The 16,751-nt window shown below is 56.2% G+C and carries 27 protein-coding genes; 13 read left to right on the top strand and 14 right to left on the bottom strand.

Annotated features, from left to right (window positions below; translation table 11 throughout):
- Window positions 1-168 precede the first annotated feature (168 nt).
- Window positions 169-1,032 (bottom strand): hypothetical protein, encoded by an 864-nt coding sequence (locus HBO11_RS22315; RefSeq protein ID WP_222931748.1) that lies wholly within the window; start codon window positions 1,030-1,032, stop codon window positions 169-171.
- A 215-nt stretch (window positions 1,033-1,247) separates the two neighbouring features.
- A complete protein-coding gene (locus HBO11_RS22310) occupies window positions 1,248-1,826 on the bottom strand; it encodes a hypothetical protein (RefSeq protein ID WP_169953862.1) in 579 nt (192 codons plus the stop codon).
- A 458-nt stretch (window positions 1,827-2,284) separates the two neighbouring features.
- Between HBO11_RS22310 and HBO11_RS22305 the strand changes: the two genes are divergently transcribed.
- Complete coding sequence (locus HBO11_RS22305) at window positions 2,285-2,926, top strand: BRCT domain-containing protein (RefSeq protein WP_169954004.1); 642 nt, start codon at window positions 2,285-2,287, stop codon at window positions 2,924-2,926.
- 414 nt (window positions 2,927-3,340) lie between these two features.
- Here the strand turns inward: HBO11_RS22305 and HBO11_RS22300 are convergent, their stop codons facing one another.
- The 12 genes from HBO11_RS22300 to HBO11_RS22245 all read right to left on the bottom strand — a co-directional run bounded on the left by HBO11_RS22300 (window position 3,341) and on the right by HBO11_RS22245 (window position 9,885).
- Window positions 3,341-4,489 (bottom strand): integrase, encoded by a 1,149-nt coding sequence (locus HBO11_RS22300; protein WP_170058990.1) that lies wholly within the window; start codon window positions 4,487-4,489, stop codon window positions 3,341-3,343.
- Window positions 4,486-4,692: a hypothetical protein gene (locus HBO11_RS22295; RefSeq protein WP_025858917.1), complete on the bottom strand. Its 207-nt coding sequence runs from the start codon at window positions 4,690-4,692 to the stop codon at window positions 4,486-4,488. The genes HBO11_RS22300 and HBO11_RS22295 overlap by 4 nt, the downstream gene beginning before the upstream one ends.
- Window positions 4,689-5,435, bottom strand: coding sequence for a hypothetical protein (locus tag HBO11_RS22290; protein ID WP_170058989.1), 747 nt, complete (start codon window positions 5,433-5,435; stop codon window positions 4,689-4,691). Before HBO11_RS22290 ends, HBO11_RS22295 begins: the two co-directional genes overlap by 4 nt.
- The gene (locus HBO11_RS22285; RefSeq protein ID WP_169872291.1) at window positions 5,432-5,680 is read right to left on the bottom strand and encodes a hypothetical protein; all 249 of its coding nucleotides are present in this window, start codon (window positions 5,678-5,680) and stop codon (window positions 5,432-5,434) included. Before HBO11_RS22285 ends, HBO11_RS22290 begins: the two co-directional genes overlap by 4 nt.
- Window positions 5,677-6,234 carry an HNH endonuclease signature motif containing protein gene (locus tag HBO11_RS28810; RefSeq protein WP_338124822.1) on the bottom strand — a complete coding sequence of 186 codons (558 nt, stop codon included), beginning with the start codon at window positions 6,232-6,234 and terminating at the stop codon, window positions 5,677-5,679. Before HBO11_RS28810 ends, HBO11_RS22285 begins: the two co-directional genes overlap by 4 nt.
- Complete coding sequence (locus HBO11_RS22275; RefSeq protein ID WP_170058988.1) at window positions 6,227-6,394, bottom strand: hypothetical protein; 168 nt, start codon at window positions 6,392-6,394, stop codon at window positions 6,227-6,229. Before HBO11_RS22275 ends, HBO11_RS28810 begins: the two co-directional genes overlap by 8 nt.
- Window positions 6,391-6,672 (bottom strand): hypothetical protein, encoded by a 282-nt coding sequence (locus tag HBO11_RS22270; RefSeq protein WP_170058947.1) that lies wholly within the window; start codon window positions 6,670-6,672, stop codon window positions 6,391-6,393. Before HBO11_RS22270 ends, HBO11_RS22275 begins: the two co-directional genes overlap by 4 nt.
- A complete protein-coding gene (locus HBO11_RS22265; protein ID WP_170058987.1) occupies window positions 6,669-7,403 on the bottom strand; it encodes a hypothetical protein in 735 nt (244 codons plus the stop codon). The genes HBO11_RS22270 and HBO11_RS22265 overlap by 4 nt, the downstream gene beginning before the upstream one ends.
- Before the next feature lie 130 nt (window positions 7,404-7,533).
- Window positions 7,534-8,361: an SPFH domain-containing protein gene (locus HBO11_RS22260; RefSeq protein ID WP_170058986.1), complete on the bottom strand. Its 828-nt coding sequence runs from the start codon at window positions 8,359-8,361 to the stop codon at window positions 7,534-7,536.
- Entirely contained in the window at window positions 8,358-8,606 is a 249-nt protein-coding gene (locus HBO11_RS22255) for a hypothetical protein (protein WP_170058985.1), read from the bottom strand. Before HBO11_RS22255 ends, HBO11_RS22260 begins: the two co-directional genes overlap by 4 nt.
- Before the next feature lie 63 nt (window positions 8,607-8,669).
- Window positions 8,670-9,050, bottom strand: a complete 381-nt coding sequence (locus HBO11_RS22250) for a LuxR C-terminal-related transcriptional regulator (protein WP_170058984.1) — start codon at window positions 9,048-9,050, stop codon at window positions 8,670-8,672.
- Window positions 9,051-9,198: 148 nt separating this feature from the next.
- A complete protein-coding gene (locus tag HBO11_RS22245) occupies window positions 9,199-9,885 on the bottom strand; it encodes a S24 family peptidase (RefSeq protein ID WP_170058983.1) in 687 nt (228 codons plus the stop codon).
- 87 nt (window positions 9,886-9,972) lie between these two features.
- On the opposite strand from HBO11_RS22245, the gene HBO11_RS28730 reads away from it, so the two are divergent.
- From HBO11_RS28730 to HBO11_RS22185, 12 genes are all read left to right on the top strand, one after another.
- Complete coding sequence (locus tag HBO11_RS28730) at window positions 9,973-10,272, top strand: helix-turn-helix domain-containing protein (protein ID WP_262381101.1); 300 nt, start codon at window positions 9,973-9,975, stop codon at window positions 10,270-10,272.
- Between the two features lie 144 nt (window positions 10,273-10,416).
- Complete coding sequence (locus HBO11_RS22235; protein WP_170058982.1) at window positions 10,417-10,737, top strand: DUF3077 domain-containing protein; 321 nt, start codon at window positions 10,417-10,419, stop codon at window positions 10,735-10,737.
- Window positions 10,734-11,039: a hypothetical protein gene (locus HBO11_RS22230; RefSeq protein WP_170058981.1), complete on the top strand. Its 306-nt coding sequence runs from the start codon at window positions 10,734-10,736 to the stop codon at window positions 11,037-11,039. Before HBO11_RS22235 ends, HBO11_RS22230 begins: the two co-directional genes overlap by 4 nt.
- Window positions 11,036-11,332, top strand: coding sequence for a hypothetical protein (locus HBO11_RS22225; RefSeq protein WP_170058980.1), 297 nt, complete (start codon window positions 11,036-11,038; stop codon window positions 11,330-11,332). The genes HBO11_RS22230 and HBO11_RS22225 overlap by 4 nt, the downstream gene beginning before the upstream one ends.
- On the top strand, window positions 11,329-11,574 hold the full coding sequence (locus HBO11_RS22220; RefSeq protein WP_170058979.1) for a hypothetical protein: 246 nt from the start codon (window positions 11,329-11,331) through the stop codon (window positions 11,572-11,574). Before HBO11_RS22225 ends, HBO11_RS22220 begins: the two co-directional genes overlap by 4 nt.
- Complete coding sequence (locus tag HBO11_RS22215; RefSeq protein WP_262381088.1) at window positions 11,571-12,317, top strand: Rha family transcriptional regulator; 747 nt, start codon at window positions 11,571-11,573, stop codon at window positions 12,315-12,317. Before HBO11_RS22220 ends, HBO11_RS22215 begins: the two co-directional genes overlap by 4 nt.
- Window positions 12,314-12,928: a hypothetical protein gene (locus HBO11_RS22210; protein ID WP_170058978.1), complete on the top strand. Its 615-nt coding sequence runs from the start codon at window positions 12,314-12,316 to the stop codon at window positions 12,926-12,928. Before HBO11_RS22215 ends, HBO11_RS22210 begins: the two co-directional genes overlap by 4 nt.
- On the top strand, window positions 12,925-13,152 hold the full coding sequence (locus tag HBO11_RS22205) for a hypothetical protein (protein WP_170058977.1): 228 nt from the start codon (window positions 12,925-12,927) through the stop codon (window positions 13,150-13,152). Before HBO11_RS22210 ends, HBO11_RS22205 begins: the two co-directional genes overlap by 4 nt.
- Window positions 13,149-13,895 carry a hypothetical protein gene (locus HBO11_RS22200; RefSeq protein WP_170058976.1) on the top strand — a complete coding sequence of 249 codons (747 nt, stop codon included), beginning with the start codon at window positions 13,149-13,151 and terminating at the stop codon, window positions 13,893-13,895. Before HBO11_RS22205 ends, HBO11_RS22200 begins: the two co-directional genes overlap by 4 nt.
- Window positions 13,882-14,703 (top strand): ATP-binding protein, encoded by an 822-nt coding sequence (locus HBO11_RS22195; protein WP_170058975.1) that lies wholly within the window; start codon window positions 13,882-13,884, stop codon window positions 14,701-14,703. Before HBO11_RS22200 ends, HBO11_RS22195 begins: the two co-directional genes overlap by 14 nt.
- A complete protein-coding gene (locus HBO11_RS22190) occupies window positions 14,700-16,136 on the top strand; it encodes a DnaB-like helicase C-terminal domain-containing protein (RefSeq protein WP_170058974.1) in 1,437 nt (478 codons plus the stop codon). Before HBO11_RS22195 ends, HBO11_RS22190 begins: the two co-directional genes overlap by 4 nt.
- Entirely contained in the window at window positions 16,123-16,686 is a 564-nt protein-coding gene (locus HBO11_RS22185; RefSeq protein ID WP_170058973.1) for a hypothetical protein, read from the top strand. The genes HBO11_RS22190 and HBO11_RS22185 overlap by 14 nt, the downstream gene beginning before the upstream one ends.
- The last annotated feature ends 65 nt before the right edge of the window (window positions 16,687-16,751 follow it).

Below are 16,751 nucleotides of genomic sequence, written 5' to 3'. Positions count from 1 at the left end.
TAGGCCAGGTTTTCTACGGGTCTGGAATTCGGTAGAAAATTCAGCGTACCCCAACTGGTAACTATAAATAAATCAGCTAGTTATGGCGGTCAGTGGAATCGAATCCGGACCCTATGGGTATAAATGCAAGCCTCTCTGGGCATAGTTATCTAAGGCTATACGTATGATTTAAAGTGATAGAGCATTCAGCTCGTCTTTGTAAGGCATTTTTGACGAGTAAAGATTATGAAATGCTTTCCCAATAGCTCCTGAAAAAAGAATTAGTTCTGGATTGTTGGTTCCACCCATGAGGATGTGAGTCATTGCAATACCTGGGTAAGGATCTATGTAATAAATTTCTTTTACGCCCAACTGATATGCTTTTTTTGAGCAAAGTTCGCAAGGGCTTGCGGTTGTGAACAGCTTCCCGTTTTCTATGCCCCTACCACCATATTTAGATATTTGTAAAAATGCATTTTCTTCTGCATGTAGTGAACGAGTGTGTACTTGGTTTTTTTCTCCTATCAAGTCGTTATATTCGCTTTTAAAGCAGTAAGAAACATTTCTTCCTGTTTTTTCAATTTTCAGGTATTTTTCGCTTTCTTGGGTAAATCTAGCGATGTATTGAATATTCGATTTTTCGTATTCGGAGTATGCTTCTTGATCGTTTCCACTCACTAGATCAAACCTGTTTCTTAAACTGCAAGGTACCTGCCCAAAAGGAGTGTCATTCCATCCTACGGACTGGACTGAGAAATTTTTATCCGTTACTACTGCTCCGACCTGCCTGGAAATGCAACCTGAGTTCAGTTTTGCGGTGTAAGCAATTTGCATGCATCTTTCTAAAGGCGTGGGTGTTATTAGCCCTGGGCGAACCATAAGGCAAACGAACGTTATGATTTGATTTGCTAGTAAGCTGAAGTGTGAAACTGTATTGGTTGAGTTTGGATTGCTAATATATAGGTCGGAACGTTGCAAGCAGGCTTGGATATCCTGCTTTATGTAAGTTGATTTGTCGGTTAGCTTTCTATCGCCGTATTCTTCATCGTCCATCGCTTTTATTTGGGTGTCCGTATATCCCAATGCTCTGAGTCGGGATTTACGCTGGTCATCTTCACAGGAAACGGCCATTAAATAAAATGATGAGTATCTATCTTGGAAGTATATTGCTTCAAATGGATTGCGGATCGCGTCTATTACGATGAATGTCCGCTCACCTCTATTTCTGGCCTTACGTATCTCTTTAATTATTTTGTTGATTCGTTCGGCTAGAGAAAAAAATTTCCCCCTATTACTTCGTTCGAGGTTGGATTGCCAGAATTTCGGACATTGTTACCGACTGTTTGGAATAGTGCGACATATCCTGCTCCGCCAATTTGGTTTTTTAGTTCATTGTTCTGGTTCGGTAGGAATTCAGTGTAAAAAACTCTGAGCGAATTAATATCTTGATGGTTTAGGTTGGTGTGCGTGTCTTTTATAACCTTTATATTTTCTATGATTTTTGTCTGCAGATCGTCAGTAAGTCCGGCGACGCCTCCTATAAATCTTGCAGTATCTTCGATGCTTTTTTCGCTGAGCAACAATGTTAGGATTGAGCTAGCTTGAATTGAAATAAAAGGAGTCCAGGTTTTTTCAAAGCATTTATAAATAATTTTTTGTTTTCTTTGAGTGTTGTCATTTGGTGAGCCTCCTTTGTATAAGGAGTGCTTTATCTGATCTTGCTTTTTTGAAAGTATGCTTGCTACGGTTGAGCATCCACTTCCTGTCTGACCAGTCAGTCCTATTATTATAAAATCGTCTTTATCGCCATAAATTTTCGAAATAGTATTTTCAAAGTATGTTGTCATTTTTATCGTCCATGTGCTGGCTCGGGTAGGCGTTCCCTAGATGCGTCTGTAGGCAATATGCCATTATTTTTTCGGCGATATCAAGGGATTGGTGCAGCCACGCAGCTGAGTGCATTGGGCCGATTGAGTGGGGTACTGCAAATAGCTTTGTGTCGATCCCGCCCTCCGCCTATAAGCGACAGACAGCGATGAACGAAAAAAACCGCCAAAGGGCGGGTTTTTCGGGGGGCGTGAAAAAGTGGACACCCATTAGCCGGTCTCAAGTCAAGGTTAATGGGTGTCCCCTTTTCCGATTCGCCACTATGACGGCCGAGCAGCGCTTCCACGGAAAAGAGGACGGATCTATTTTCCTGGCTAAAAACGGGGTGTCTGCGCGCAGTGGTGCTAGCGTTGAACACAACATCTATCCGCTGATGCTTCGGTATCGAACCAGTACCCACCTCAAAGGAAAACCCGTAATGGATCTACATAACGAGTTCGAGAGCAGCAAATTTTTCCATCGCGCCCATATCGATCGACGTGCCGCCGATGCCTTGGTCGGGTTGGCCGCTGGGATTACGGCCGACGGTGTTGTGAACATCACGGAAGCGGTTTTTCTAAAGCAATGGTTGGAAAACAATCTCGTGTATCTGAATGATCCGGTGATTAATCTGTTGTATTCGCGTTTAGCGTGCATGCTTCAGGACGATGCTCTAGACAAGGATGAGTCCCTGGAGCTGCTTAACATCCTGCGTGGTTTTTCTGGAGTGGGCATTGAGAGACCGAAGGTTGGCGGTGCTGTTGCCGTTGCTCCTACGGACCTTCCCTTCAATTTACCGGCCCCTGATTTGGTGTGGGATGGCCGGATGTTTGTATTTACGGGTGTCATGGCCTTTGGGCCGCGTAAGGATTGTCAGGCGCTGGTCGAAGAACGAGGTGGTTTGATTGGGGGCGGTGTGAGTAAGAAGGTGCATTACCTGGTGGTCGGTAGCGTGGGTAATGAGCAGTGGCGCCACAGTACTTATGGAACGAAGATCATGAAGGCAGTGGAATTGCGGGAGGCAGGAGCTTCGATTGCCATTGTGGGTGAGGATCATTGGCAAAGGATGCTGTTTGGTTGAGGTTGCTTCGTTTTTGGTGCCTTGGAAAGGCAGCCCTTTGTCCTAGTCAGTAGATCGTCGTTGGGTTTGACGGCCTCATCGCGAGCAGGCTCGCTCCCACGGGTTTCAGTGTGTGCGGACACAAAGTGGACGTTCCAGAAACAACAAAGCCCTAGTATTTCTACGAGGGCTTTGTTTTGTATGGTGCCGGCACCAGGAGTCGAACCCGGGACCTACTGATTACAAGTCAGACCTCTTAGTCAGTATTGATCTAGCGTACAGAGGTTCTTTTGTACGTCACATATAGGGGTTTCCCCTATATTTTGCTGACATCACCTTCGTTGATGTACGCGAAAAAGACTGGGGTTTCGTCCAGCATTCTCTACCGTCTGACTGTGGATAAAGCTGTGGGCAGCTTTCTGTTTAATCAGTTGCTCAATCAGCAGAAGGGTTAACGGTCGGTACGCTCAGGTCATACACATCCATCATTGATTCGTCTTTGTGCCCAGACGCCTGTTGCTTGTCCGCTCGGGTGCCCACGGTATCGGTGATGCCCTTGCGCTTGAAGTCGTGCATCCCGAAACGCTGTTCCTCAATGAGCACTTTCTTTTCAATGGCCTGAACGATCAGTCGCTGGAAGGCTGTATCAAGCCCCGACTTCGACAACTGCCTGCCGGTGGCGGCGATGATCAAGAAGCGCTGGTCTGCACGGATCGGTACCGGCACACGCTTTCGCTCCCAGGTTTCCGACCTGACGGCTTTGGCCGCATCCCAGGCGGCACGCAGCCTGGGCGTCCAACGGACAATATTGTCCCGGCTCCCCTTGCGGCGGTTGGTCAGCACGCCTTCGGCGAGTTCGTTCTCGTCGGTGAGTGTGATCGTCTCGATACCGCGTAGGCGGCAGAGGTAGCCGATTTCCATCACATACCAAAGGTAAGGCGAGCAGGCCCCAGGCTGGCCGCTCTTGAGCTGGCCTTGTTGTTTCGCGAACCTGATCAGGTTAACCATAACCGTGTCGTCTGGCAGTCGGCGCTGTTTGCGCTCTTTGGGCGACTCGATGCCCTTTGCCGGGTTGTCCTTCACGAACCCACGGTTGCGGCCCCACTGCATCACACGGCGCAGGTAGCGCAGGGCGTGAGCGGCCTTCGATGGCTTGCCCTCCTGGGCGATCTTGTCGATGATCCGCTGAATCAGCGCCGGCGTGAACTTGAGCACCGCCAGCTCGCCCAGCGGCTTGCCGAGCTTTGTCGGGAACGCCAGCAGCACATCGCGGGAGTAGACGTAGTCGTCGTGGGTTTTCGGGCTGAGGACTTTGTACTGGTCGCTCTTGTGGAATTCGTCACAGAGGTACTGGAGGCTGTCGCGGTCTACGCCATTGCGTTCCTCGATCAGTCGATGGAGCTCTGAAAGCGTCACATTGCCCGCACACAGGTTCTGCCGCTGGCGCCGGCCGGCCTCATTGAAATACAGGATGTACCAGCACCCCGCCCCCCGGTGATCGAAATACACCGAGCGTGGCAGGGCCGCCTGGTCAATATGCCCAGGGATGTTCGGGTTGTGCTGGCGCTTCCTTCCTCGCTTCATACGATATCCGCGTCATACTTTTCTTGATCGATCGGCTTTAGCCCGCCCGCCTGGTTGACCAGGTCAACGGTTGTCCAAGGCCCCTTCCTCCCGAGGAATATCCGTATTCCTTCCCCGCGCAACGCCTTCTCTACGTCAGCACGCCGCGTATAACCGGTGATCCGCTGCAACTCCTCGAACTCTATAACTCTAGCTGCGCTCATGTCTGCCCGCCTTCGTGTCGCGACACGTTTTCGTTGTCCGCGAACAGTGTCGCGACCTTGCTCGGCGTGACCGACTTCCCGGCGCGCCGTGGCTTGCTTGCCACCACCTTACTGCCCGCCGCGCTGTGTACGGTCACCGCTGGCGTGTTCATCACCATCGCGCCGTCTGGCTGCTGGGTGTACAGAGGCAGACCGTAGAATGGACCGCCTGGCGCGAAGGGGTCTGGCAGCTTGTCCACGTTTTTTAGCATCCATTCCTGCATCGCGGCACCTACCGCGCGCGTGATCGGCCCGCCGCCGGTTACATCGCTCCCGTAATGCGTCGAGCTGTCCTCGAACTGCCAACCGATCCAGGTGATTCCAAATAAGCCTTTGTCATGCTCACCGGCCTCTTTCCGGTGCACCGCATTCACGCACAGCACGTCACAAAGACCTTCCCAGCCAAGATCGCCCTCGAAGGCGTGGTGACCATCGCGCAGCATCTGCCCATAGCTGATCAGAAGCTCGCGGTTTGCCTTTCGGCAATCGCTCAATAGCTGCTCGACCTCGATGAGCTTGGACTTGGTGAATGGCAGCTTGCTTTTCAGTTGGCGGATAGCCATGCGCAGGATTGTCTTCTCGCGCTCATCCTGAGCGAGGACCTCTCGAAGAATCCGGCGCGTCACAATGAGTCGAGTGCGAAACGAAAGGACCTGGACGGACTTATCTGCCAGCCTGTCGAAGTGTTCAGGCTTCATGATCATTGAGGGGTCACCTTTCCAGGCGGCAACGCCGGTTTCGACTCGATGAAGCTGCTGGCGCTGTTCTCGCCGCCGATGTGGCGGTAGTAATCGATCTCTACCTTGGCGCTTTCGATCAGCACCCGGCTGATGTCGGAGACGGAGGTGGCACGCGATACTTCCTTGGCCAAGTCCTCATCTGCGGCTTCGCGCACGGCTTCAAGCTGTGCAAACAGGTGGTCTCGCAGGTCGCTCAGTTTGTTTTTCATGACTTTCTCCTCTTGATCTCTTTTTTGATTTCGTTCTGCAGGTGCAGGATGTCGATGAGTTCTTCCGGCAAATCCTTGTGTTTTGCGTGGCGACGGACCTGGTTCTCTGAAAGTGTGCGCAAGCACAGATTGTCCAACTCAATATTCCGGACGTTTCCGTCTTTGGCTGCCACAATCATTCCTTCTGGAACAGGGCCGTTCGCTTGCTCCCAGGTATGCATATGCAACGGTTTCCAAACATCTGGCTGTGCAACTTTCACCAAGATGTATCGCCCCTTCCTATGCATCGCGCCGACTGGCCTTGGTGCTTGTCCAGGGGGCTTTCCGCGTCTTTCCCAAGCATCGAAGAATGCTTTCCTGGAAGACTCCGCGCGGTGAGCTGCGCTCTTCCTGATACCCATCCCCTTGGCTCTCTGGCATATCGCGGTAAGGGTGCGACCAGGCAGCTGGCTCAACATGAAGTCGTTGCCACCAGTTTCGTAAAAACACCGAATAATGGCGTCCTCGGCCTCGCTCCAGCGTTTGGTTTGGCGTCCGCCGAGATCCTTACGCACGGCAGCGGCCCCGCTGAAAGTGGTCAGCCAGCACCCGGCGCGCGTCGATACCGCACGATGCTGACATTGCGTAGATCTGGCCGAACGTGGTCTCCCGGCGCTGCAGGGCGTTGAACAGTTCGATCAGGCGCTGGCCCACCGGCCCGTTGCGGCTGCTCATAATTGGAACCTCTCAACCTGTGGGAGTGGGGTGGCGGGCAATTGCCCGCTTTGGCACATGGAAGTTGCCAGAGAAGCCCGTGCCGCCTGGCTTTCGTCGGCAGCGGTACTGGCGGGTGTCTGTGGGAGCGAACTGTCCGGCAGGCAACTGATGCCGGTGTTGTTCAAAATCCAGCAGGTGACGCCGCGCAAGCTGTCGTGCTGGACGTCGATCAGTTGCTCGTTGGCGCTGGCCTCGCCAACGATCAGCAGCAGGATCATGGTGGTGATGGTTTTCATGGGCGAGCCTCCCCGGCGATCATCGCCAGTTGCGCCAGCAGGTCGTCGGTGCGCCCGTAAAACCGGCCTGTATCCTCGTTGATGAAATGACCCAGCACCTCGGCTACGGCTGGGCTCGCGGTCAAGCCGCCCAGATCGCAAACTGCTACGGTCGTAGCAATATCGGTCGAAGGCTCATGCACAAAGGCGTCAGCCTTGATCTGCAACACCTTCACCGGGCGTATCCCGTTGCAGCCGCTGACCCAGTTGGTATCCGGCACCGCCCACGGATACATGCCCATCAGCCAGGCTGTAGCGGCGTTTTCTTTCTGGGTGCTTGACCAATACTGGTGAGCGCAACGGAACGCCTGTAGCGCGTCCTCACATAGACGGTGATTCCAATCTGGTAGCTGGAGCAGGTTGCCGCGCATCACGTTCAGTTCTTCGATACTCGGTATGTGCCAGCCCCATGTGCCCCGGATGTTCATGCCCAGCACGTGGGTGGCGATGGCGCTGCCTTCCGCGCTCATGGCCAAAGTGTTGGCCATGCCGTCGAAACGGTGCGTGGCGCCGCGGATGCGTGGGCGCGGGCCGTCGTGCCCCCACCAGTGTGCGGAGGTTTCAAACTCTCGGCCTGCATCGATCAGCGCGCACTCAGCACCATCGAAGTAGATCCGGCCAGCGTAGAAGCCGCCGGCGAACGGCTGGCCGATGGCGGGAAGGGCGGCGGGGGATATCTGGCGGCGCTTCATGGGTGCAACTCCTCCAGGCGGGCCAGGCGCACCACAAACTTGTCAGCGGTGCGCGAATCGTAATTGGTGGTGCTCATGCGGATCTCCTAACTGATGGCGCAGATCTGCACCATCAGCCTCTGGTGGTCGGTTACTTGCCGATGCCGATGAATGGGGTGGCGGTGCCGCTGGTCATGTACACGGGAAGCTTCCCGTCCCACTTCTCGATAGCGTTGAGCTCAACCACGCCCGGGTTCTTGCGCAGGGCCTCGCCTCGGATGTTCAGCGACTCGGCCTCACCCTGGGCCTTGAGGATGGCGGCGTCTTTGTCACCCTGGGCAGCGGCGCGCACCTTGGCCGCTTCGGCTTCGGTCTGGCGCAACTCGTTTTCACGCTGCTGGGCCTTTTGGGTGGCGGTGATGCTGGCGTTCAGTGCCTCGACTACCTGGGGCGGCAGCACGATCTCTCCGTTCAAGTAGAGCGACTCCACGACGATCCCCTTGCTGTCAAAGTGCTGCTGGACCTGCACCTCGATGGCTTTCAGGAAGGCTTCTTTGCCTGGCCCGTATACCTCAGACGCCTTGACCTTCGAGCCTGCGTTGTTGAAGGCATTGCGCACCACCTGTGGCACGTTGACCTGGATGATCTCGTCCATCGACTTGCGATAGGTCTGGAACAGCAGGGGAGCAGCGCCTTGCTTGGCGCGCAGCGTGATACCGATCGGGGCGCTGATCGTCATGCCATCGCGGTCTTGGAACTTGACCTGCTGCAGGTTGAAGTTTTGGGCAAAGGTCGGGAACAGGAACAGCTCCTCGTTGGGCGTCAGCCACTTGTAACCCACAGTGGCCTCGGTTGGCGCCACGCCCTTGTCACTGCCCATCAAGTTGACAATCACGCCCGTATAGCCGGCGGGCACCTTCGAGCAGCCCGCCGTGATGGCGAGCAGGCACAGCATTGCAATGGCGGCAATCCGCTTCATTGGTCTTTCTCCGTAGTGTTGGCCGATTGGCCGGGTTTTGGTGTGGTGATGAACAGGAATAGGCAGGCAGTCGCGATCAGCCAGACAGCGGTACCGAAGAAGCCACCGACGACATCGAGGTCAGAGCTGCTGCTGATCAGGTCGCGGGCCGCGAAAAGCAGCCAGGCCCCAGATACGGTGATGTAGAGCAAGATCGAGATCAGCACCTTGAACAGGCGCCACGGGGACAGCGTTTTCTGGGTCATTCACTTTCTCCAGGGCGAGCAAAGTCCCGCCGCGTTGTTGGCTTTCGCAAAAATCAGGTTTGGTTAAACGGTGAGTGCGGTCTCGATGCGGCGCACGGCCACGCGAGTCTCGACGCGGCGTTCGCCTGGGCGGCGGATGCGACCGAACTGTTCGGTGTTGGCTTGCTGGACGGTCAGCACCATGCACAGCAACAGGATCAATGGGCTGATGATCTGGCGCTTGAACGCCTCCATTACCAGGCCGCGCATTGTCTTGGCGCCCAGCTTGAAGCGAGCAGAGTCGAGCCGCTTCTCGGCGGTGTTCGGGCTGATACCCATGACACGACCAATCTCTTTCACCGTCAGATCGGCAGCAGCCCACAGGGTTGCTTCAAGCTCGCGAGGAGCCAGGCCCATCTTGAGGTTGCCCTGCCAGTTGCCGACGGTGAGGGTGTTGGTGGTCATGTCTGAAGCTCCATGCTGGTATGCGATGGGGTAAATATAGGCTAACACATAATAATTTGTCTATGGGTTTGCACATATTTTTCAGATGAGCACAAAAAAACCGTCGCGGGACGGCCTTGGTGATGATCCTGGTGGTGCGTGGAGGGAGCTACAAGAAGACGGTCTTCGGCATTTTGCCGTCCACTACTGTACCAACCACTTCCCACGTATCGTCCATCATCTTGGTCGGATAGGAGGGGTTTAGTGGCTTCAGGAAAGGTTCTCCTGCGTCGCGAACAAACTGCTTGAACGTTGCTTCGTTCGTATCGAGCATGCGAGCAACCACAAACTGGCCGGAATGCGGCTCAATGTCTGGCGCAACAAGAATTAAGAAGCCTTCCGGAAAGGACGTCCCGGCGGGACTGGTCATTGAGTCACCCACAACCTTTAGCCAGAAGCCATCCTCTCCGGCCCACACATCAGACGTGTGGGTTGGACAGCGTGCAACATTTGACAAATCCATCGCCTCGGCAGCGGCTCCAGCCTGGACCCAGCTGATTTCCGGGTATTTGAAGTATCGAGTGGGGGACAACGCCGGAGCAATATTTGAGCCGAGTTCTGGGGCGTCAAACCCAGGCACCATGTCGTCCTGAAGCATGGTGCCGACCCCCGCCTCTAGCCAGATTGCAGATACTCCGCACTCTCTGGCGATGCTAGCGTTGTATGAGGATCGCTGAGATCGCCCGCGCTCTAGATCCGATATTGATGCCTGATCAATACCCACCAACTTGCCGAGCTCGCCTTGCGTGAGCTTTGCGTGCTGTCGTGCCGCTTTAATTCGATCTTTGTATTCCATCAGAGAATTATCACTGGCTTGCCCATATTCTTGCAAAGTGGTTTACCTATGGCATAGAGTATGTGAATACACATATGGAGCTGGATCATGTCCGACATCTATCAGCGCTTGGTTTTGTATTTTCAAACCCAAGAGCGAACCGCCGAACAGCTTCTTGTCAATCAAAGCACGGTAAGTGGCTGGGTCAGGGGCAAGCACGCCATGTCGGCTGAGACTGCGTTTTTGGCGCAAAAGAAGACTGGCGGTTTGTTTCTTGCCAAAGATCTTCGCCCATCGCTTGCGGAAGCGCCGCCAACCTTGAACCAAATTATGCCTCAGATCTCGACCGCCGATCAGTCTGGCAAACCCTCTGTTCATCCATCCAGTACCACGCAGGCCTCTGCATGAACGCCTGCTCCCCATCCCAGTTTTTGCTGAGCGGCTGACTTTTCGACCGCTCACAAAAAAGCCCAGCCTGAGCTGAGCTTCTTAGTTGCTACCAGGTACGAACTGGTGGCTTTGGCACTACTTTGTCTTTCGAAGGGACAAAACATGCAAACGAAAAATAGCAACAAACACCCAGTAGCGCAAGAGGCGCTACTTACTGATGGCACTCAGTTCCACGAACTCTCTCACGGCGACTATGAATCGTCGCTACTCGAAGTCCTTAGCGGGAAGCCGGCAAAAGAAGCGCTCAATCTTTCCTCGATGCTCATGGGGTCGGCACTGGAGATCATGACCAGCCTGACCGACGAAGGCATGACCACGAACCATATCTTCGGTGTGCGCTTCCTGATTGAAGCCTCGGCCGCGCTGGTGGATGCCAGCGTTGGTCCTGTTGAGTTTGGCAATCGCCAAGGCGGTGCCCAATGATCGCTAAGGCGCAACTGCAAGCCGTAGCGCTCAAGAGCATCGATTTTGGCGGCATCGACAACGACGTGTTCCAAGTCCGTGCGGGTGGAGATATTGAGCAGTCACTCGCTCTTGCCAGTGACTTGAACCTCGCTTTGACCACCCTCTGCGACCGCCTGGACTTCAGCACCAACAACAACGGTGACCCCGTGACCTGCGCAGAACTTCGGGCGCTGGCTCACATTTCCAGCACCGCGAACGCACTGATTCAGCAGGTTCGTTACGGCCTGCGCGCCGAAGTTGTAGTGGGAGAGCAGGCATGAATACCAATGCAGAACAAATCAAAGACCTGATCGAAGAGGCCGAATTCCAGTTACTCGCTCACGTCGATATTTGCAAATGGGTTGCCGCCATCGCTCGCGCCATCGCTCGCGACGTTGATAGTGGCGGCGGTGATGTGCTCGTACTTACCGACCTCGTTAAGTATTTCGACGACTCCGGCGGAGCCACTCTTGAAACTGCGTTTGAACAGATCAGAAAGATCGCGGCCCTTGTTCCCGCGCCACAAAAATCGCAATCCGAAAACGTGGCGCGGGAATCGGAGGTGCAACCATGACCAATCCAGCGAACTACAAAGCTGTTGCGAAGAGCATTGAAGAGACTCTGTTCACAATCGGCCTGTTGTCCGATGTGCTGCTCAATAACGGCGGTTACAAGGGTGAGCCTGGCGATGTGGATAACCCGGCCCAGATCAACGACTTGAATGAGTCCGGCATCCAGAAGGCAATCAAGCTTCTTGCAGAGGCGGCGCATAGCGACTTCTGCCGCATGGCTACCGACCTGGAGATTCCAGAATGACCATCGCCAAATTCCAAGGCGGCGATGCCGTCACCATGTCCTCCCGCGAGATCGCCGAATTGGTCGAGTCTCGCCACGATAGCGTGAAGCGCACCATCGAAAGGCTGGCCGAGCGAAAAGCAATTGGTTCTCCACCAATGGTGGAATACCTCGACGGTCTCGGCCGGCCGGCCACTGAGTATCTTTTCTCTGGTGAGAAGGGTAAGCGCGACAGCCTCGTTGTGGTCGCCCAACTCAGCCCCGAGTTCACTGGCGCGTTGGTAGACCGCTGGCAAAAGCTCGAAGAGCAGCTAGCAGACGTTTCGCTCGACACCGACGAAGGCAAGCTGCTGGTGATACAGGGGCTGGCCACCAAGCAGCTTGCCCTGATCGCCGAGAACAAGCTCGTCACCCAGCAGCGTGACCGCGCTATCGAAACCAAAGCAGAGATCGGTTCGCGCCGGGAAGCCACGGCGATGGCCACAGCATCAGCTGCTGTGCGACAGGTGCAAAAACTCAAGGATGACCTGGGCCTTGGAAGCCGGCAGGCGGCGGTGCTCGCCGTAGAGAAGGCCGTCGGCCGCAAGTTCGGCGTGTCCGGCTATGTGCCCCTGCGCCGCTGGTGCAAGGCCCGAGGTCTCACCGCCCCCAAAGTATTCCATCCCACTTTCGGCTTTGTCCGCTGTTGGCCCGCTGGCGCCTGGATGGACGCTTACCAAATTGACCTGGCTGACCTGTTTGGCGCCGACGGAGAACAAGCATGAACACAATCAACCTCGAAGTTGCGCAGAAAATCGCCAGCATTGCGCGTAAATCACTTTCTCAGCGCGACATGTTCATTTTGATGCGCCGGGTCATCCGTAACAGCCTGAGGCATCGTGCGCAGATCCGTGACGAACGCCGCATCTTTCGGCGTGAGGCTGCGAAGCTCAAGCCGTATCTCCCATTTGTTCAGCGCCAGATGGACATGCTGATTGAGAAGTCCAAGCGCCACCGTGACGATGAGCTCAAGGACATTAAACAGGGTCTTGTTGGGTTCGGTTACAACCTGATCAAGGACGCTGAGGGCGCCTATGAGGCTATCGGCTTTTCAGGGCTGTGCGACCTGCTCAGCATCAACCCCGTTCATAGGGAGGAGGCAAGTCAGGATGCAAGCAGCCTGGCTGATTTGATCTACGTTGCTCGACTGGAGGACAGCGTCAGCCCGAAATCTGAGGAGTGGGGCGAGGGTGGCCCGCTGTTCGAGGCCTGCTTCTTGGCGATGATCGAGTGGATCAAGACAGCACCAGAAGAGCACCTGCCAGATTTGTTCGGGGAGGGCTCTCCGTTCGCTGGTGCGCAGGTGGTGCAGGTCAAGCAGGAGACTTTGCAATGACCATCACCAACCCTCACGCCCCCCCCCAGGAGCCCACCACAGCGCCGGTAATCGCCGGCCCCTGGCCAAGCTATGCCTCGTTCGCCGGTCTGCCGGAGCAGAAGCGCTGGCTGATGTACAGCGGCGCCAAGGCTCACCGCGAGATGCTGGAACAGGCGGGCTTCGTCATGAGTGAGAGCTATGACGACTTCGTGCGCCGGGTAACGCGGGAGCTGAACGTATGAGCATCATCCGCGCCCCTCGCCCTGAGGGAAACTTCTACTTGCTCAACAAGGCGATCAGCGAGGACCAGCGCCTGAGCTGGGGCGCTCGCGGAATGCTGGTGTTTCTCCTTGGCAAACCTGACCACTGGGAAGTGTCCACGCACCACCTGATCGGCCAGACCAAAGACTGCCTGGGCAAAGCATCAGGCCGTGATGCTGTTCGGGGGTTGATCCGCGAGTTGGAGCAGGCCGGTTACCTCCAAATCTTCCTTGAGCGCGCCGAAGGTGGCGAGTTCGGCGGACGGTCCTACACCGTATCGGAATCACCGGCGACGGATTATCCGGGCCCGGTTGAACCGTCGCCGGTAAATCCCCCCCTAGTAAGTATTGAAGGTAAGCAAGGACTGAATAAAGCAGCAAGTACTGAAAAACCTGTGGTCGACAAGGACCTTGCCGAAGCCTTCGAAGTGTTCTGGAAGCTGTACCCGAACAAGAAGTCGAAAAAGGACGCCCGCAAGGCATGGGAGAAGCTCAAGCCGTCCGCCGAGCTTCGCCTGACCTTGATGACCGCCCTGGGCAGTCACCGCCTTTCCCGCGACTGGACCAAGGATGACGGCCAGTACGTGCCGATGGCATCGACCTGGCTGAATGGCGAGCGCTGGACTGACGTGCTCAAGCCGGCCAATGGGGGCGCCTCAACTCAAAGCGCCGTCCTCAGCGTGCCAACCCACCGTCAGGAGGACTACCCCAATGACCGTTTCTAAATTCATCCAGGCGCCGGAACTGGCTGAAACCCGCGAAAGATCGTGCGGCACTCCAGGGCATAACGCTTTCAAGCAGTCGCTGGTAGAGCAGTTCGACGGATCGTGGAAGCTCAACGCCTGCCCAGCCTGCCGCTGGCAAGCGCTGTACAACACGCCCAAGGATCGTGAGGATCATTTGCAGGTCGTGGCTCAGGTCGAAGCTGAGCGCCTTAACAGCGATCTCATAGCCACTGGCATCACTCCGCGCTTTCGCAAGTGCAGCCTGAGCAGCTATGTCACTGGCGACGACAAGGCCAAGCAGCGTGCTCTGAGTATCTGCCGCAAGTATGCCGAGGGCTTCGAGGATCACCTGGCCGATGGCCGCGCCTTGATGCTGATGGGCGAGATCGGTACCGGAAAGACGCACCTGGCCTGCGCAATTCTGCAGTGCATTGTCCGAAACCAAGGCTTTTCCGGCCTGATCGTCACCGCCGAGTCGATCACCCAGGCCGTGACCGACAGCTTCCGCAACAACTCGGGGCCGTCCAAGACGGACCTGGTCAACGAATTGGCCTCTGTCGACTTGCTGGTGATCGACGAGGTAGGCGTGCACTCCGTGCGGCCGGGTAAGGACTTCACGCCCAGCCTGCTGCATGAGGTGATCGACCGCCGTTACCAATTGATCAAGCCGACGATCCTGGTGAGCAATCAGAAACCGGATGATCTGCACAGCTTCATCGGCCCGCGCGCCGCCGACCGACTGCGTGAGAACGGCGGTCTGTTGGCGCCATTCACCTGGAATTCGGCGCGGTCGGGAGGCTTGGCATGATGGATTTCCCTGAAATTGACGACTCTTCATTGTCCTACCAGCAGGTTCCCGATTCGGCGCTATACAGCCATGAGGCTGAATACGCCCTGATCGGCAGCATGATCCAGCAATCTGACTTGATCGATGAGGCCGGGGGGAAGCTGTCCATTGCGGATTTCCACCATCCCGCCTGCGCCGAGTTGTTCGAAGTGGTGCTGGGGCTGCGCTCCAGAGGTCGCGCGGTGGACGTTGTGACCATCTGCGAGGCTCGCCCCTTCCTTGCTGACGGGCAAAGCTCGGTGGCCGTTGTGGGGCTGCTGGTGCAGAACACACCGAGCGCCGCGAACTTTGACGAATACGCCCGAGTCGTCAAGCAGCGCTCAGTTGCCCGCCGGGTTATCGCTGCCGCAAGAATCATGAGTCAGCGTCTGATTGACGGTGAACCGCTTGACGAGGTGATGAGCCAGGGCCAGCAGGCGTGGGTGTCGCTTGAGGCGGAAGGGCTCGATTCGCGCCGCCGGTACCGATTCGTTAAGGACATTTTGAACGAGGCAATCGACGGTATTGACCGCCGATTCAATCGGACGGCAAGCCTTGGGTTCGATACCGGCTTGCCGTCGCTTGATGAGTTCATTCCGGGTATTTGCCCGGGCCACGTCGTGGTGGTAGCCGGGACGCCCGGTAGCGGCAAGACCACCTTGGGCCTGGGCATTGCCGAGCGTGTCGCCCTGGTCAAGAACGAGCCGGCGCTGGTGTTCTCGCTGGAAATGACTGACGTGGAACTGACGAACCGTTCGCTGGCCTCGGTGGGTAGCGTCCAGCTCAAGCACATCAGCGAAGGACACTCGATGACCGACGCTGATTGGCCGGGCCTAACCTCGGCGGTGAACAAGCTGATGGATGCCCCGCTGATCATGTGCGACGACTCGTCGCTGACACTGCGGGACATTCGGCAGATCTGCCGCACAGTGAAGCGCGAACACGGCCTGGCGTTCGTCGCCCTGGATTACATCGGCCTGGTCAACGGCGAAAACAAGTCGTCCAGTCGATACGAAACGGTCACCGAGATCAGCAAAGGATTGAAGCGCCTGGCAAAAGAGCTGGCGGTGCCCATCGTGGTGCTGGCCCAGCTCAACCGAGGCCCGAGCAATCGCCCCAACAAGCGCCCAACCAAAAGCGACCTGCGCGACTCCGGGCAGATCGAGGCCGACGCTGACGTGGTGATCCTGGTGCATCGCGATGGTGAATCCGACGCCGGAAAGGCTGGCGTCACAGAGCTGATCGTCGACAAGAACAGGCACGGGCCCACGGGCTCATGTCGCGTGCAGCACCAGGGCGCCTATCACCGGTTTGTTGAGCTTATCGGCAACCCGTATCCATCAGAGGAAGAGGTCGAGATGGGCCGCCCACTCGCCAGCAAGTACAAGGGGAGGAGGAACGATGAGAAATTTTAATCTGGTTGATCGTTTACTGGGGCGGAAGCCAGAGATCGAGAAGGCCCATGCAGCAGCGCTGCGTGGTGAGGCTTTCACGCTAGAGCCCGGCATGGAGGTCATCAAGGCGCCCCTGTACCCCGAAGCCGAGCGGATTGCCGAATCAATCCGACTCTTTCCTCTGGATTGGGCCTGGAGCCATAAGGGTTACAAGCTGATCCATACCCCCAGCGGGTTCATGTTGTGGGTGGCGAACAAGGACTACGGCCTGGCTGAGGTCTACAGCAACGGTGGGAAGGGCGACTTCTCCAAGCCCGAGCAAGAGATCATCTGGCCGGCGGTCGAGTGCTGGCTGGCGCGGCACAAGGTCGGGTTCACTGGGCGACTACCGAAGGCGCGGATCACCGGGCGCAGTGGCACCTTCTGGTGCTTTGCCAAGGAACATCCGTGGGCAGGTGTTGGTGATTCGCCGGAGGAGGCGTATCGAGCCTGGCGTCACGCCGTGTCGGCCCAGGCGCGCAACGACATGAAGCCAAACGAGTACCTGCAAGTGCGGGGTGCAACGCTATGAACGGCGGAAAATCGTTAGACAGAATCGCCCAAGGCCCAGATGCCGAGCAGACAGGCGTTAGATTC

This window comes from Pseudomonas sp. WS 5010 (genome assembly GCF_012985565.1).
Taxonomy (GTDB): Bacteria; Pseudomonadota; Gammaproteobacteria; order Pseudomonadales; family Pseudomonadaceae; genus Aquipseudomonas.
Note: the sequence above shows the minus strand (reverse complement) of the source record. Positions and strands in the feature narration are given on the sequence as shown.

Bases quoted from the DNA above. Each gene is read 5' to 3' on its own strand.
- HBO11_RS22315 (WP_222931748.1), bottom strand. From the start codon at position 1,032: ATGGACGATGAAGAATACGGCGATAGAAAGCTAACCGACAAATCAACT.
- HBO11_RS22310 (WP_169953862.1), bottom strand. From the start codon at position 1,826: ATGACAACATACTTTGAAAATACTATTTCGAAAATTTATGGCGATAAA.
- HBO11_RS22305 (WP_169954004.1), top strand. From the start codon at position 2,285: ATGGATCTACATAACGAGTTCGAGAGCAGCAAATTTTTCCATCGCGCC.
- HBO11_RS22300 (WP_170058990.1), bottom strand. From the start codon at position 4,489: ATGAAGCGAGGAAGGAAGCGCCAGCACAACCCGAACATCCCTGGGCAT.
- HBO11_RS22295 (WP_025858917.1), bottom strand. From the start codon at position 4,692: ATGAGCGCAGCTAGAGTTATAGAGTTCGAGGAGTTGCAGCGGATCACC.
- HBO11_RS22290 (WP_170058989.1), bottom strand. From the start codon at position 5,435: ATGATCATGAAGCCTGAACACTTCGACAGGCTGGCAGATAAGTCCGTC.
- HBO11_RS22285 (WP_169872291.1), bottom strand. From the start codon at position 5,680: ATGAAAAACAAACTGAGCGACCTGCGAGACCACCTGTTTGCACAGCTT.
- HBO11_RS22275 (WP_170058988.1), bottom strand. From the start codon at position 6,394: ATGAGCAGCCGCAACGGGCCGGTGGGCCAGCGCCTGATCGAACTGTTC.
- HBO11_RS22270 (WP_170058947.1), bottom strand. From the start codon at position 6,672: ATGAAAACCATCACCACCATGATCCTGCTGCTGATCGTTGGCGAGGCC.
- HBO11_RS22265 (WP_170058987.1), bottom strand. From the start codon at position 7,403: ATGAAGCGCCGCCAGATATCCCCCGCCGCCCTTCCCGCCATCGGCCAG.
- HBO11_RS22260 (WP_170058986.1), bottom strand. From the start codon at position 8,361: ATGAAGCGGATTGCCGCCATTGCAATGCTGTGCCTGCTCGCCATCACG.
- HBO11_RS22255 (WP_170058985.1), bottom strand. From the start codon at position 8,606: ATGACCCAGAAAACGCTGTCCCCGTGGCGCCTGTTCAAGGTGCTGATC.
- HBO11_RS22250 (WP_170058984.1), bottom strand. From the start codon at position 9,050: ATGACCACCAACACCCTCACCGTCGGCAACTGGCAGGGCAACCTCAAG.
- HBO11_RS22245 (WP_170058983.1), bottom strand. From the start codon at position 9,885: ATGGAATACAAAGATCGAATTAAAGCGGCACGACAGCACGCAAAGCTC.
- HBO11_RS28730 (WP_262381101.1), top strand. From the start codon at position 9,973: ATGTCCGACATCTATCAGCGCTTGGTTTTGTATTTTCAAACCCAAGAG.
- HBO11_RS22235 (WP_170058982.1), top strand. From the start codon at position 10,417: ATGCAAACGAAAAATAGCAACAAACACCCAGTAGCGCAAGAGGCGCTA.
- HBO11_RS22230 (WP_170058981.1), top strand. From the start codon at position 10,734: ATGATCGCTAAGGCGCAACTGCAAGCCGTAGCGCTCAAGAGCATCGAT.
- HBO11_RS22225 (WP_170058980.1), top strand. From the start codon at position 11,036: ATGAATACCAATGCAGAACAAATCAAAGACCTGATCGAAGAGGCCGAA.
- HBO11_RS22220 (WP_170058979.1), top strand. From the start codon at position 11,329: ATGACCAATCCAGCGAACTACAAAGCTGTTGCGAAGAGCATTGAAGAG.
- HBO11_RS22215 (WP_262381088.1), top strand. From the start codon at position 11,571: ATGACCATCGCCAAATTCCAAGGCGGCGATGCCGTCACCATGTCCTCC.
- HBO11_RS22210 (WP_170058978.1), top strand. From the start codon at position 12,314: ATGAACACAATCAACCTCGAAGTTGCGCAGAAAATCGCCAGCATTGCG.
- HBO11_RS22205 (WP_170058977.1), top strand. From the start codon at position 12,925: ATGACCATCACCAACCCTCACGCCCCCCCCCAGGAGCCCACCACAGCG.
- HBO11_RS22200 (WP_170058976.1), top strand. From the start codon at position 13,149: ATGAGCATCATCCGCGCCCCTCGCCCTGAGGGAAACTTCTACTTGCTC.
- HBO11_RS22195 (WP_170058975.1), top strand. From the start codon at position 13,882: ATGACCGTTTCTAAATTCATCCAGGCGCCGGAACTGGCTGAAACCCGC.
- HBO11_RS22190 (WP_170058974.1), top strand. From the start codon at position 14,700: ATGATGGATTTCCCTGAAATTGACGACTCTTCATTGTCCTACCAGCAG.
- HBO11_RS22185 (WP_170058973.1), top strand. From the start codon at position 16,123: ATGAGAAATTTTAATCTGGTTGATCGTTTACTGGGGCGGAAGCCAGAG.